We start from the raw sequence: 13,631 nt of genomic DNA, 5'->3' as shown, positions 1-13,631 counted from the left end.
CTCATCATTTTGATGAAAATTCTTTTAGTGAAAAATCCATAAACAGACATTCATTTTCAACAATAGCTAAAAAATGTTTAAGAACGGCATAAAAATTTGATCATAAATACCGTTCGAGAAAAACTATATTTTTTCTATGTATGTATCCCGGTAAATGCTTGCATTTACCAGACATATTCTATACCTTTAGGCGTTATTATAAGTGTACAACGTGTATGAACATGATGGAATCCCCTGCCATACTGCTCGTTTTGAGCCAGTATAGACATTGAATTTTTGTGTTCCCACGCTCGATCCTTCGTCCATATCTTTTAGAAAAAACGCGTGCTACTTGACACGCAAACCGGCTCGATGACAGCCCACTGAAAGATACACTGGATTTAACGATAGTTTAAAAACCTCGCTTGCAAATACGGACACAACCGGAAAATCTGGCCCCTATGTTTCACTATCTGCAACGGGTATACCGATCTTTTTTTGAGCCTTACTCCTAACCGGGTAAGGTAGGTAGGACAGAGAAAATGGTAGCAAAAAGCCCTGAGTATTTCGGGGCTTTTTCTTTGGTATCAATCCAGCTTACGCACCGGCACAGCAGGCTCCATCAACACACGTACGGTTTGCCCAAGCCGCCATTCCGACGGGTTTAACGGAATTTCCAGCGTGAACTGCTCGTTTCGTACCTGAATTTGAATCTTGGCCAGACCCGCTTCGGGGCGAAGAGCGGTAATAACACCCTCTATAGACGGCTGGGCTTTTGCACTCGGTTCAATAAAAGCAGCCCTACCCCGCTCCAGTTTAATAAACCGATCCGCAACGCGTTGGATTTCTTCCTGATGATGGGTGACCAGTACGGTGGTGGTGCCAAAACGCTGGTGCAACCGAACCAGTTCGCTCAGCAATTGGGCACGGGTTTCGAAATCAAGGGCCGAAAAGGGCTCATCCAGCAACAACATCCGGGGCCGACGGGCCAGCGCCCGGATCAGGGCCACCCGTTGCCGCTGCCCACCCGACAGCGTAGCGGGTTTCCGATTGGCCAGACTGGTCAAACCGGCCAGTTCCAGGAGTTCTTCGACAATCGGGTCCCGACGGTTTTCGGCGGCAAACTGGACATTTTCGCGAACACTCATGTTGGGAAACAACGCAGCATCCTGAAATACCATCCCGACGTTTCGCTGCTGGGTTGGCACGTTGATCCGCCGTTCGGTATCAAGCCAAAGCTGATCGTCAACCCGGATGAGGCCCATTTCCGGCGTCGTTAGCCCCGCCAGAATTCGCAATAGCGTGGTTTTTCCAGAACCGGAAGGGCCGTATAAGCCCGTCAGACTTCCGGCTTTCAGCGTGAAATCAACCTCAAGGGGAGCCGGACCACTGGCAAACAGCAGGTTCATTCGGGCGTGCAGGTGAATTGTAGACATCAGAATATCACCCATCGCCGATTGATGGCATACACCGCCAGTAAAATCCCAAAAGATACCGCCAACAGCAACAGCGCGTAGACATTGGCGGTGTCATAATGCAGCAATTCTACTTCGTCGTAAATCGCTACGGAAGCCACGCGGGTCTGCCCCGGCAGGTTGCCGCCAATCATCAGAACCAGACCAAATTCACCAATCGTATGCGCAAATGAAAGCACAACGCCCGTCAGCAATGACGGTTTTATATTGGGCAACAAGACGCGTAAAAACGTCTCCCGGGGCGATTTACCCAGTGTATAGGCGGCTTCCCGCAGCGACGCCGGCAGGTTTTCCAACCCGGCCTGAACGGGATGAACCATAAACGGCAGGCTGTAAAAAAGCGATGCTACCACCAGTCCCTCGAACGTAAATAACAGCCGCAGATCGAACCAGGAAAGCAACTTTGCCCCCAGAAAACCCGTTGGACTAAACGCCAGCAGAAAGTAAAAGCCCAGCACCGACGGCGGCAACACCAGCGGCAGGCTAATCACGGCTTCGACCGCCGGTTTGAGCCGAAATCGCGTAAAGGCCAGCCAACCAGCCAGTGGAATCCCGACCAGCAACAGCAACCCGGTTGTAACCGTAGCCAGCCGTAAGGTCAATAAGAGAGGCTGCCAGTCGAAATTCGTCATGGATGAACAGGCTTTTGGTAGCCGTATCGCTGGAAAATAGCCCGGGCTTCCGGCGAAAACAGATAGTCATAAAATTGGCGGGCATCGGTTCTGGCACCCTTCAATAAAACCACACCCTGCGCCATCGGTTCGGCTCCTTTTACATCGGCCCAGCGCCCCTTTCCCTGCATTGACGGTTCCAGCACGACCGATTTTGCCGTAAAACCCGCTTCAACCGCGCCCGAAATCAGGTACTGGTTCACCTGCGCAATGCTTTCGCCGTAAACGATTTTAGGTTGCAAAGCCTCCAGCCGTTTTTGCTGAGCCAGCACTGCAATGGCCGTTGCACCATAGGGGGCCATTCTGGGATTAGCGACGGCAATTTTATGAATCCGCTGATCGCTCAACACGGCAAGCCCTTTCGCCGGGTCGATGTCGGACCGGGTCCAGAGTACGAGCAACCCGTAGGCGTAAACTTTCGGTTTGGTAGCCGCCAGACCGGCCTTGTCAACCGCTGCGGGGTACTTCATATCGGCCGACAGAAACACGTCGAAAGGGGCACCATTCTGAATCTGGGTGGTTAATTTGCCCGAGGAGTTAACGATTACTTCCACGTCCAGCCCGGTTTTCTTCTCAAATCCGGCTTTCAGCTTTTCCATGACAAACTGGGCGTTCGCGGCCACCGCCACCCGGATTTTCTGGGCTTGGGCAGCTCCGGTCAAGGCAACAAGAAACAGAATCAGCCAGTGACGCATCGCAACTCGTTATAGTTTTCCAAATATAACGAGTTATTGAAAAAACAGAGGTAAATGCCTAGATTTATAGCATACCAACACGGCGATGAAACACCATTTACTTGCTCTCGTATTGTGCACGGTCAGCTTCTCGGCCCCGGCGCAGGCATTGAAAAAATTAACGGGTCCGAAAAACCCGGAATGGAAAGCGGAGTCCGTAGCACAACACCAGCGAGGCAGTTGGTTAATCGGTGCCGGTCTTACTCTTCTGGGCGCGACGGCTAAGGCGGGTTATTTTCCAGCCCACCGCTTCTGGGTCGGCGTTGAAGGAGAAGTACACGGTTTTCTGTCTAACCGGAAAGAAGCCGGGTTATTTGCCCGCTACTACCTCTGGAACGGCGGCTTTATCAGCGGTTTTGCAGAAAGCGGGGTTTCCTACGGGCATTTTCAGGGCTGGGATATGGATATTGACAACGAGACGCCCGGTTCGCCAACCCGCTACGAGAGCGCTAAATTAAATGGTGCTTTGGGCCTTGAAATAACCCTCTCCCGGCAATTTTCGATTGAAGGTGTCGGAAAAATCGGAAAGCTCACCGATGCCAACTGGTTTCAGCCCAGTTTTCAGGCTTCGCTTAATGTCTATCTGGGCCGAAAATAAACCGGATGGTTTATAGAATTGCTATCAGGTAATGATAGGGCTTTACTATGACAACCGAAGGCGTCGCAGTCAGATGATTGTGGGCTAGGTATTGCCTTTTATTTAGCCGGATTATACCGGGCCGCATCAATAATGGACCACAGATGAATGACCCAGCCCAGAAGGATAAACCAGAGCCCGCCAGCCAGTACGAACTGGACAATGGCCATCAGCAAACGGCCCTGCAACAACTGACCCAATCCGGGAATAAAGAAACTACAGAGGGCTGCCAGTACATTACCGCCCGATCCTTGACCTGCCATGCTTTTGATCGTTTAAAGTGACATTCACGAACCTAAAGTAGGGTGGTTCGCAATCAATCCGCCTGCTTTATGACAAACGGAATCACGACTCTTTAAACCGTCAAAAACCAGGACTGGTTTAAAATTTTGAGGGAGTTGCCGCAGAACCCGGATTGCCGGATTCAGGCGACAACTCCCCCACTCTTTTCTTACAAGCCCAGTACGCGCTTGTTAAACTCCTCGTCGGCACCGGTTCCGGCGAAATCGTCGAAGGCCCGTTCCGTCACCCGGATGATATGATCCTGGATAAACGGTGCGCCCTCGGCCGCGCCCTGCTCGGGGTGTTTGATGGCACACTCCCACTCCAGCACCGCCCAGCCATCGTAGTCATACTGCGACAGTTTGCTGAAAATACCGCCGAAATCGACCTGACCGTCGCCCAGCGAACGGAACCGTCCCGCACGTTCGACCCAGCCCTGGTAGCCACCGTAAACGCCCTGTTTGCCGGTCGGATTAAACTCCGCATCCTTGACATGGAAGGCATAAATCCGGTCGTGGTAGAAGTCGATGAATTGCAGGTAGTCCAGCTGCTGCAATACGAAGTGGCTCGGATCATAGTTGATTCCGGCGCGCGGGTGGCCGTTGACGTAATCGAGGAACATTTCGAACGTAACGCCGTCGTGCAGGTCTTCGCCGGGGTGCAGTTCGTAGCCCACATCCACACCGGCTTCGTCGAAAGCATTCAGGATGGGGGTCCAGCGTTTGGCCAGCTCCTGGAACGCCGTCGTCACCAGACCGGCCGGACGTTGCGGCCAGGGGTAGACATAGGGCCACAGCAGAGCGCCGGAGAACGTCACGTGCGACGTCAGGCCGAGGTTCTGGCTGGCTTTGGCGGCCCACAGGAGTTGCTGCGTGGCCCACTCCTGCTGTTCTTTCGGCTTATTGGCCAGCTCCGCCGGACCAAACCCGTTGAACATTTCGCCGTAAGCCGGGTGAACCGCCACGAGTTGTCCCTGTAAGTGCGTTGAAAGCTCGGTGATTTCCACGCCGATGTCTTTCAGCTTGCCTTTCAGGTCGTCGCAGTAGCCGGTGCTTTCGGCGGCTTGCTTGAGGTCGATCATGCGGGGGTCCCAGGTCGGGATCTGGATGCCTTTATAACCCAGATCAGCCATATACCTGGCGATGGATTCCAGCGAGTTAAAGGGTTCGGTATCGCCCAGAAATTGCGCCAGAAAGATGGCGGGTCCTTGGATGGTTTTCATGGTGATTTTAGAATTTTGAATGAGTGAATGAGTGAATGATAGAATAGGTGAACAAACATCAGGTGTTTTTTCGGGCTTTAGAGAGGACTTTCACAATTTCTGTAGCCTCGTTCATTAAGCTTTCAAGCCTTGAATACGGTATGATTTCGGATTCGGACAAAATCTCCATCCAGAACAGCGACTCATCAGCTTCTTCAATTGTGACACTCAATTTAGCGTAGAACTCGGCTTTGCTCCGGGCACGACAAGCCGCCCGGTAATTTGCTCCAGCCGAAGAAGCCGAACGTAAAAATTGTTTGCCAATTACCTGTGCTTCACTCGTATTTGGCAATGCCTGGAAAACCTTTATGCTCCTCAGGACATACTGCTTCGTTCTTCGCTTAAATTCTTCAATAAATTCTTCTTTATTCGAAGCCGATGAAACTCCATCCATTTATTCACTCATTCTATCATTCACTCATTCAAAATTACACTTCAACCCACGCCTGCTTGCGGTTGGATTCCAGAATCTTCTCGCAGATCAACAGCTCACGGTAGCCGTCGGCGAAGGTCGGGAATGTGGGGTTTTCGGGTTGTTTACCGGCCGCAATAGCCGCGTATACTTCCTTGAACATCTGCTTGGAGGTGTCGGGGAACCCTTCGTTGTGACCACCCGGGAACGAAATGACCGACTGCGCTTCGGCATACATCAGCGATGGGTCGCGCATCAGGTTTTCGTTGTAGCCGTCGCGGTTTCCAATCCACATCTCGTTCGGGGCTTCCGAGTTCCAGGCGAAGGTTTTCTTCGATCCGGCAATCTCCAGCTTCATCTGGTTTTTCCGGCCCGCCGAAACCTGCGATACCGTAATAACGCCCTTGTTGCCGTTATCAAACCGCAGCAGCACGTTGGCGTGGTCTTCGGTGTTGATGGGTACATCGGCGTAATCTTCCGGTTGCAGCATCTTGCCCGAGTACGTTTCAACCGGCTTCAGCGGTTTTTTGCGGGTTTTGTGAATGGTATTGAAATCGGCCAGTACCGCTACGGTTTTCAAACCGGTAATGTATTCGATAATGTCCATCAGGTGCGAACCGATGTCGGCAATGGCCCGCGAGTCGCCCGACTTATCGGGTTCGAGCCGCCAGTTGTAGTCGGTTTCGTAGAACAGCCAGTCCTGCAAGTATGAACCGATGATCGAATATACCTCGCCCAGATCGCCTTTTTCGCGCATCACCTTCATCTGCCGGGCCAATGGGTAATACCGTAAGTTGAAGTGAACGGCATTGACCAGACCGGTTTGGGCGGCCAGTTGTACCAGTTCTTCGGCTTCTTTCAGGTCTTTGGCCAGCGGTTTTTCGCAAATAACGTGCTTTCCGGCTTCTAGGGCGGCTTTCGACTGTGAATAGTGCAGGAAGTTGGGGGTACAGATGTGAATGGACTGGATGTCGTCCTGTTTGAGCAATTCGTCAAAGGTGTAGGAACGGGCGATGCCGAGCGAATCCGCTTTCTGTCTGGCCAGTTCTGCCGTGACTTCACAAAGAGCCGCTACCTCGACGTTCGGAAGCCGACGCAGGGCTTCAATGTGAGCCGGACCGATAAAGCCCGTACCAACTACACCAACTTTGATTTTTTCCATTTGTGAGATTTAAAAGAATGTATTTAAGAGGTTAAAAAGGAGTTATTACACAGAGTTTATCAGAGGACATCAGAGTTATCAAAGTTTCTCTGATCAACCCTGATAATCCCTGATGTCCTCTGTGTAACAAATTTTACTTTCAGTCACTAGTCCACAAACTTCGTCCACTTCTCGCTGGACTTGTTCGACTGGATAACGGTTTCGATGAAAGCCAGCCCGCGCACACCGTCTTCGGCCGACGGAAAATCGGCGTAGATTGGATCGGGTTCCTTGCCTTCCATCTTGCTCCGCAGGGTGATGGCAAAGTTGCGGTACAGATTGGCAAACGCTTCAAAGAACCCTTCCGGGTGACCCGACGGAACCCGAATGTGCGCTTTGGCAGCCGCCGACAGTTCGCCCACACCCGGACGGAAAATCCGCTTACCTTCCTGTGTTTTGTAAATCAGCGTATTAGGCTCCATCTGATGCCATTCCAGCCCGCCCAGTTCACCGTAAATCCGGATGTTCAGGCTGTTTTCTTCGCCGTTGGCGATCTGGCTCGCATGCAGAACGCCTTTCACCCCGTCTTCCAGGTGCAGCAGAACGTTGCCGTCGTCGTCCAGCTTCCGGCCTTCGACAAAGATGCTCAGATCCGCGCAGAGTTCGGTAATTTTCAGGCCGGTGATGTATTCGGCCAGGTTTTCAGCGTGGGTTCCAATGTCGCCCATGCAGCCAGCCGCGCCCGATTTTTCCGGGTCGGTCCGCCAGATGGCCTGTTTGTAATCGGTGGCTTCCTCCAGCGTCGACAGCCAGCCCTGTGGGTATTCGACCACCACCTTGCGGAGTTTGCCCAGTTTGCCGCTACGAACCATCTCGCGGGCTTCTTTCACCATCGGATACCCTGTATAATTGTGGGTCAGGCAGAACAGTTTGCCGGTTTCCTTCACAATGCGGGCCAGTTCCCTGGCCTCTTCCAGATTCAGCGTCATGGGTTTGTCGCAAACCACATGGAAACCGTTTTCGAGGGCCAGTTTAGCCGGAGGAAAGTGGACGTGGTTTGGCGTCACAATCGACACAAAATCCATCCGCTCGCCTTCCGGCAATTCTTTTTCTTTCAGGATCATTTCTTCATAGCTCCCGTACACCCGCTCTTCGGGCAGATACAGGGCATGACCGGTTGCTTTCGATTTTTCCGGATTGGAACTAAACGCTCCGCAGACCAGTTCGATTTCTCCGTCGAAGACGGCTGCCCGGCGATGGACGGCCCCAATGAAAGCTTCAAGGCTTCCGCCAATCATGCCCATCCGCATTTTTCTGTGCGCCATAATGTAGAATAAACTGAAGTTTGGTTAGTATCGTTAGACTTTCTGATCGAAGATTTCGTGTTTTGAAAGGTGAAGCTTTAGAAAATCAGATCCTACTACTTCCCCATCAAAAAGTTGAAAATTTAAAATCAGAAGAATTTGGCGGGGAAATTAGCAGATTCACTTATTTTTCGGAAATTTTGTATATTTCCATTCAATAAAACATTAGTATCGACCTAAAATTTTCCAACTAAACCCCCTACATCACCTTTATGCAGACCGTTATGGCGACGACGTCCGTCAATCAAAGCCGCCTTTTTAATGCCAGTTGCTTTGCCCTTATCACCACGGCTTTCTCCTTTAGTATCAGAGCCGGTATTCTGCCCCAACTGGGCAACGAATTTGGGCTGACTGCTGAGCAGTTAGGCTTTATTAACTCCATGTGGTTTTTAGGTTTCCCCATTTCCATGATCGTCGGTGGCCTTGTATACCACTCGGTGGGTCCCCGGATTATCATGTCGGTAGCCTTTCTTTGCCACACGCTGGGAATTCTGCTGACTATCTACGCCGGTGGCTACACAACACTGCTGATTTCGACCCTATTCATCGGAATTGGAAACGGCTGTACGGAAGCGGCCTGTAACCCCCTGATTGCCGATATGTATTCCGGCAACACCATGAACAAAATGCTCAACCGCTTCCATATGTGGTTCCCGGGCGGCATTTTCCTCGGCAGTCTGATTTCCAAATTCATGACCGATGCCGGTATGTCGTGGCAGAGCCAAATCTGGGTGATTATGATCCCGACCGTGGTGTACGCGTTTTTGTTCTTCGGTCAGACCTTCCCGGCTTCTAAAGTGGAAGGGGCTACGTCTCTGTCGAAAAACTTCAAGGCCATGCTGACTCCGCTTTACCTGTTTATGTTCTGCTGCATGGCCTTCACGGCTATTTCCGAGTTCGGCCCGCAACAGTGGGTGGGTCTGATCATGGCAAAAAGCGGTGCCGCTCCGATGCTGATTCTGGCGCTCACAACGCTTCTGATGGCCATTGGCCGTTATTTCGGTGGCCCTCTGATTCACCGGCTCGACCAGACGGGTGTACTCCTGGGTGGAGCCGTATTTGCCCTCATCGGTATTTATCTGTTTAGCACTCAAACCGGCGCTATGGCCTACGTTGCCGCCGTCTTTTTTGCGCTGGGCGTTTGTTATTTCTGGCCAACGATGGTTGGTTTCGTGGCCGAGCGCATTCCGTTGAGCGGGGCGCTGGGTATGTCGATCATCGGGGGCGTCGGGATGTTCTCAACGTCAATCTTCCAACCGTTTATCGGAGGTTGGATCGATAGCGAACGGGCCGAAAAAACCGCTACCGGCCTGTCGGGCGATGCGCTTGAACTGGCTGCCGGGCAAGCTACCCTTGCCAAAATGACCACGTTTCCAATCATCCTGATCGTGGCTTTCACGGTACTGTGGTTCTGGATGCGCAACCGCAAACGGGGACCGGGTGACGACCAGTTAGCCAATCAGCAACCTCAGCTCTAAAAAACGTAGCCATATCTTTTGAAAAAGCAGGCGGACCGAAAAATCGGTCCGCCTTTTTAATTTTTTTCAGATTTAGTAGCATTATATCATATTTTTAGTATATTTGATCATATAACTCAACAACACACTGATGAGCTAGTTCGGGAAGTCGTTTTTAATTAACAACTCTAGCCATAAAGTACGATCAATGAATCATTTAACCCAAAACCGTGAATGGCCGAAATTGCATTTATCACGCTGGCAGGTTATCCAGTTGACAATGCTTTCCGCCCTGATAGCCGGTATGGCTTTCTGGAAATTTCAGTACGAACAGATTTTACCCAAAGGCATTCCTGTTCAGATGATCCTTAAAGACACCGGGAAATTGAATGACCAGTCGGTCGCTAAAAATACCTCAACTCTACCTAAACCCGCTAAAGCATCTTTTTAAATTAAACCACGGCCTATTTGACAGACTTTATACACCTGCTGATCTCTATTTCCCGATGACCCGCTATACCCAGCGGGTCATCTTAGTTTTAAGAAATCATAATCGCCCACTTTTTCCTTACCTTAGCGACCCGAGTACCAACAAACCCATCCGAACCGACAACCGTTCGGAAAACTTACATTTTAGCGCTGTTTGACCATCCCTATAACATATTATGGAGAAGAAAATCCGCCGGGAAGACGCCCTCGAATACCACGCCAAAGGCCGTCCGGGTAAAATTGAAGTTGTTCCAACCAAAGAATACAACACCCAGCGCGACCTTACCCTCGCCTATTCACCGGGTGTGGCCGAGCCGTGTCTGGCTATTGCCGAAAACATCGAAGACGTTTATAAGTATACCGCCAAAGGTAACCTGGTGGCTGTCATCAGCAACGGTAGCGCCGTTCTGGGGCTGGGCGATATCGGCCCCGAAGCTGGCAAACCCGTCATGGAAGGCAAAGGGCTGCTGTTCAAAATTTACGCCGACATCGACGTTTTCGATATTGAACTGAACACCAAAAATGTGGACGAATTTGTCCGCACCGTCAAGATTCTGGAACCAACGTTCGGGGGCGTAAACCTGGAAGACATTAAAGCTCCGGAGTGTTTCGAGATTGAAGAACGCCTGAAACGCGAACTGAACATCCCGGTCATGCACGACGACCAGCACGGCACCGCCATCATCTCGGCAGCCGCCCTGCTGAACGCGCTTGAGCTTACCGGCAAAAAGATTGAAGACGTTAAAATTGTCGTCAACGGCGCGGGAGCCTCGGCCATCTCGTGCTCGAAGTTGTATATTTCGCTGGGCGCCCGCGTCGAGAATTTCGTCATGTGCGATAGCAAAGGCGTTATTCGTGCCGACCGCGCCGATCTCGACGAACGCAAAAGCCAGTTTATTACCAGCCGCGACCTGCACACGCTCGAAGAAGCCATGGTGGGTGCCGATGTGTTTATCGGTCTTTCAAAAGGCAATGTCGTAACGCAGGACATGGTGCGCTCGATGGCAAACGACGCGATTGTGTTTGCGATGGCAAACCCCACGCCCGAAATTTCCTACCCAGACGCCACCGACGCGCGCAACGATATTATTATGGCAACGGGCCGGTCCGACTATCCCAACCAGGTCAATAACGTACTCGGTTTTCCCTTCATTTTCCGGGGTGCGCTGGACGTTCGGGCGACGGAGATCAATGAAGCCATGAAACTGGCTGCCGTTCACGCTCTGGCCGATCTGGCGAAAAAATCCGTCCCTGATCTGGTCAATCTGGCTTATGGCGAATCCAACCTGATGTTTGGCCGGAAATACATCATTCCGAAACCCGTTGACCCGCGCCTGCTCACCACCGTAGCCCCCGCCGTGGCCAAAGCCGCAATGGATTCGGGTGTGGCCCGACAACCGATTACGGACTGGGAAGCCTACGAACAGCAACTGGCCCGGCGACTGGGTCAGGATAATCAGATTTCGCGGGTAATCCTGAACAAGGCCAAATCGAACCCGAAGCGGGTGGTATTTGCCGACGCCGAAAACCTGAAAGTATTAAAAGCGGCTCAACAGGTTCGGGATGAGGGAATTGCGTTTCCGATTTTACTCGGAGAAGTGGGACCCATCCGGTCCCTGATCTCTGAAAACAACCTGGATTTGAGCAATGTACCCATTCTGGACCCGCGCGCACCCGAGCAGGATGAACTGATTCAGAAGTTTAGCGCACTTTATTACGAAAAACGTCAACGAAAGGGCATTAATGCGACGGAAGCGACCAAGCAAATGTACTACCGGAATTACTTCGGGGTGATGATGGTCGAAGCCGGTGAAGCTGATGCCGTCATTTCGGGGTTAACCCGTAATTATCCCGACACGATTCGCCCGGCCCTACAGGTCATTGGCAAAGAAGCCGGAGTTAAAAAAGTGGCCGGGATGTATATTCTGCTGACCAAACGTGGCCCGTTGTTTTTCTCCGACACCACCGTCAACTTCAACCCGACCGTTGATGAGATTGTTGAAATCACGGAGCTGACTGCCCGGGCCGTTGAACGGTTTAATATCAAGCCCCGGATTGCGCTGGTTTCCTACTCCAACTTCGGCAGTGCGAAAGGCGACGATGCCGTCAAAATGAACCAGGCCGTTGAGATCCTGCAACGCAAACACCCGGATTTGATTGTTGATGGCGAAATTCAGGCCCACCTGGCTTTCAATACGGATTTGCTGAAACTCAACCACCCGTTCAGCAAACTGGTTGACGAAGGCGCCAACACCCTGATTTTTCCGAACCTGTCTGCGTCCAACATCGCTTATAACCTCCTGACCGAATCTGCCGGTATTGACGCCATTGGCCCTATTCTGCTGGGTCTGCGCAAACCCGTTCACGTTCTGCAACTGGGCAGCTCCGAACGCGAAATCGTCAACATGGTTGCCATCGCCGTCGTCGAAGCACAAGGGAAATGAGTGAAGAATTAAGAGTGATGAGTTAAGAGTTGGCTGACGCACTTATTAACTTTTAACTCATCACTCTTAATTCTTCACTCATCCATATTTTTCCTGCCACTCTTTTCGTAGCTGCTTGTACTCCGGGTCTTCGCGGGCCTGGAGGTATTTTTCGCGGAAGATGGCGGCACTTTCGGCTTTGACCGGATCAACATCGAGCGGTAACTGATCACGGCCGTGGCTTCCGCTGCGGCCTTTTTTGTCGTCCGGAACGGGACCGTCGTACTTCTGCCCCGTCCGGTGATTGGCATACCGTCGGGAGCGCGTTACGCCCATTTGCAGAAACTTCCGGGCCATGTCCATCCCGATAAAGTCCTCTTTCTTTTTATAGTCCAGAAACAACTCGTAAATCTTTTCCGACGACTCCCGCGCAATCTCCGGCGTTTTGAACCGCCAGTGCGGCAGGATTTCGGATTTGTACGGCTGCACGAGCAACACGCCCTGCTCACCTTTTCCGACGCGGTATAATTCCGGCTGTTCACGCAGATTCAGTTCTCGGTAATCCAGATGATAGTTAAATTTCCGGTCTTCGGTTTTCATGAGCGGTACGGGTCGTTAGACGGTCTGCCACCCGGATTGCATCCGGGGTTATCCAGCGTTAAGCCTTTCGGGCTTGCTGTTGAGTAAACGCAGGCTACGGCTTTTGGTTTTTCAGCAACCGGTTTGCCCTTTTCTCTTTCTTTTTTCGATACCGTTGTAATAATTCCGCCACTCCGGCGACTAATACCCTGAAAGCCCGCCCAGATGATCGCTATGGAAAAGGAATTTGTCAGCTTACTGAACCGTCATCCCGGCATCCTTTACAAGGTCTGTTCGCTGTATTGTAAGGAACCCGCCGACCGGGAAGACCTTTTTCAGGAGATTGTCCTGCAACTCTGGCGGGCTTATCCGGGGTTCAAAAACGAATCGAGTGTAACGACCTGGATGTACCGGATTGCGCTGAACACCGCCATCTCGAATTTCCGCCGAAAAGCCGTCAAGGTACAGGGCGTACCTTTTTCGGAAAACGAACTCCAGATTCCGGATTTACGGGAGGATACAACCGACGAGGAGGTGAGAGCGCTTTACGGAGCCATCGAACAACTCTCCCCCATCGAAAAAGCCGTCATCACGCTTTACCTCGACGACCGAAGTTACGACGAGATTGCGACCATTATCGGTATTACCAAAACCAATGTCGGTGTCAAACTGAACCGGATCAAAGCGAAACTGGAGAGACTTCTTAAATCGACAACCCGTTACTAAC

At 51.6% G+C, this 13,631-nt stretch carries 14 protein-coding genes; 5 read left to right on the top strand and 9 right to left on the bottom strand.

Annotated elements, in window-relative coordinates:
* Nucleotides 1-566: 566 nt before the first annotated feature.
* The 3 genes from LX87_RS21350 to modA are packed head-to-tail and all read right to left on the bottom strand — an operon-like array spanning nucleotide 567 to nucleotide 2,820.
* On the bottom strand, nucleotides 567-1,415 hold the full coding sequence (locus LX87_RS21350; RefSeq protein ID WP_229310759.1) for a sulfate/molybdate ABC transporter ATP-binding protein: 849 nt from the start codon (nucleotides 1,413-1,415) through the stop codon (nucleotides 567-569).
* Complete coding sequence (gene modB / locus LX87_RS21345; protein WP_111630292.1) at nucleotides 1,415-2,086, bottom strand: molybdate ABC transporter permease subunit; 672 nt, start codon at nucleotides 2,084-2,086, stop codon at nucleotides 1,415-1,417. The genes LX87_RS21350 and modB overlap by 1 nt, the downstream gene beginning before the upstream one ends.
* The gene (gene modA / locus LX87_RS21340) at nucleotides 2,083-2,820 is read right to left on the bottom strand and encodes a molybdate ABC transporter substrate-binding protein (protein WP_111630291.1); all 738 of its coding nucleotides are present in this window, start codon (nucleotides 2,818-2,820) and stop codon (nucleotides 2,083-2,085) included. The genes modB and modA overlap by 4 nt, the downstream gene beginning before the upstream one ends.
* 85 nt (nucleotides 2,821-2,905) lie before the next feature.
* Here modA and LX87_RS21335 point away from each other — a divergent pair, with 85 nt between their 5' ends.
* Entirely contained in the window at nucleotides 2,906-3,457 is a 552-nt protein-coding gene (locus LX87_RS21335; protein ID WP_146624524.1) for a hypothetical protein, read from the top strand.
* Nucleotides 3,458-3,555: 98 nt separating this feature from the next.
* Here LX87_RS21335 and LX87_RS21330 read toward each other — a convergent pair whose 3' ends face one another.
* From LX87_RS21330 to LX87_RS21310, 5 genes are all read right to left on the bottom strand, one after another.
* A complete protein-coding gene (locus LX87_RS21330) occupies nucleotides 3,556-3,759 on the bottom strand; it encodes a hypothetical protein (RefSeq protein ID WP_111630289.1) in 204 nt (67 codons plus the stop codon).
* Between the two features lie 188 nt (nucleotides 3,760-3,947).
* Nucleotides 3,948-5,000, bottom strand: coding sequence for a sugar phosphate isomerase/epimerase family protein (locus LX87_RS21325; RefSeq protein ID WP_111630288.1), 1,053 nt, complete (start codon nucleotides 4,998-5,000; stop codon nucleotides 3,948-3,950).
* 58 nt (nucleotides 5,001-5,058) lie between these two features.
* The gene (locus tag LX87_RS21320) at nucleotides 5,059-5,433 is read right to left on the bottom strand and encodes a four helix bundle protein (protein ID WP_111630287.1); all 375 of its coding nucleotides are present in this window, start codon (nucleotides 5,431-5,433) and stop codon (nucleotides 5,059-5,061) included.
* A gap of 34 nt (nucleotides 5,434-5,467) precedes the next feature.
* The gene (locus LX87_RS21315) at nucleotides 5,468-6,613 is read right to left on the bottom strand and encodes a Gfo/Idh/MocA family protein (protein WP_111630286.1); all 1,146 of its coding nucleotides are present in this window, start codon (nucleotides 6,611-6,613) and stop codon (nucleotides 5,468-5,470) included.
* Nucleotides 6,614-6,759: 146 nt separating this feature from the next.
* Entirely contained in the window at nucleotides 6,760-7,896 is a 1,137-nt protein-coding gene (locus LX87_RS21310; protein WP_111630505.1) for a Gfo/Idh/MocA family protein, read from the bottom strand.
* Between the two features lie 272 nt (nucleotides 7,897-8,168).
* Between LX87_RS21310 and LX87_RS21305 the strand changes: the two genes are divergently transcribed.
* From LX87_RS21305 to LX87_RS21295, 3 genes are all read left to right on the top strand, one after another.
* Nucleotides 8,169-9,434: an MFS transporter gene (locus tag LX87_RS21305; RefSeq protein WP_229310758.1), complete on the top strand. Its 1,266-nt coding sequence runs from the start codon at nucleotides 8,169-8,171 to the stop codon at nucleotides 9,432-9,434.
* 187 nt (nucleotides 9,435-9,621) lie between these two features.
* The gene (locus LX87_RS21300) at nucleotides 9,622-9,864 is read left to right on the top strand and encodes a hypothetical protein (RefSeq protein ID WP_111630285.1); all 243 of its coding nucleotides are present in this window, start codon (nucleotides 9,622-9,624) and stop codon (nucleotides 9,862-9,864) included.
* Nucleotides 9,865-10,078: 214 nt separating this feature from the next.
* Nucleotides 10,079-12,346, top strand: a complete 2,268-nt coding sequence (locus LX87_RS21295; RefSeq protein ID WP_111630284.1) for an NADP-dependent malic enzyme — start codon at nucleotides 10,079-10,081, stop codon at nucleotides 12,344-12,346.
* 78 nt (nucleotides 12,347-12,424) lie between these two features.
* Here LX87_RS21295 and LX87_RS21290 read toward each other — a convergent pair whose 3' ends face one another.
* Entirely contained in the window at nucleotides 12,425-12,925 is a 501-nt protein-coding gene (locus LX87_RS21290; RefSeq protein WP_111630283.1) for a DUF4385 domain-containing protein, read from the bottom strand.
* 213 nt (nucleotides 12,926-13,138) lie between these two features.
* On the opposite strand from LX87_RS21290, the gene LX87_RS21285 reads away from it, so the two are divergent.
* The gene (locus tag LX87_RS21285) at nucleotides 13,139-13,630 is read left to right on the top strand and encodes an RNA polymerase sigma factor (RefSeq protein WP_111630503.1); all 492 of its coding nucleotides are present in this window, start codon (nucleotides 13,139-13,141) and stop codon (nucleotides 13,628-13,630) included.
* Nucleotide 13,631 lies beyond the last annotated feature (1 nt).

The organism is Larkinella arboricola (genome assembly GCF_003259745.1).
GTDB classification, from domain to species: domain Bacteria; phylum Bacteroidota; class Bacteroidia; order Cytophagales; family Spirosomataceae; genus Larkinella; species Larkinella arboricola.
Note: the sequence above shows the minus strand (reverse complement) of the source record. Positions and strands in the feature narration are given on the sequence as shown.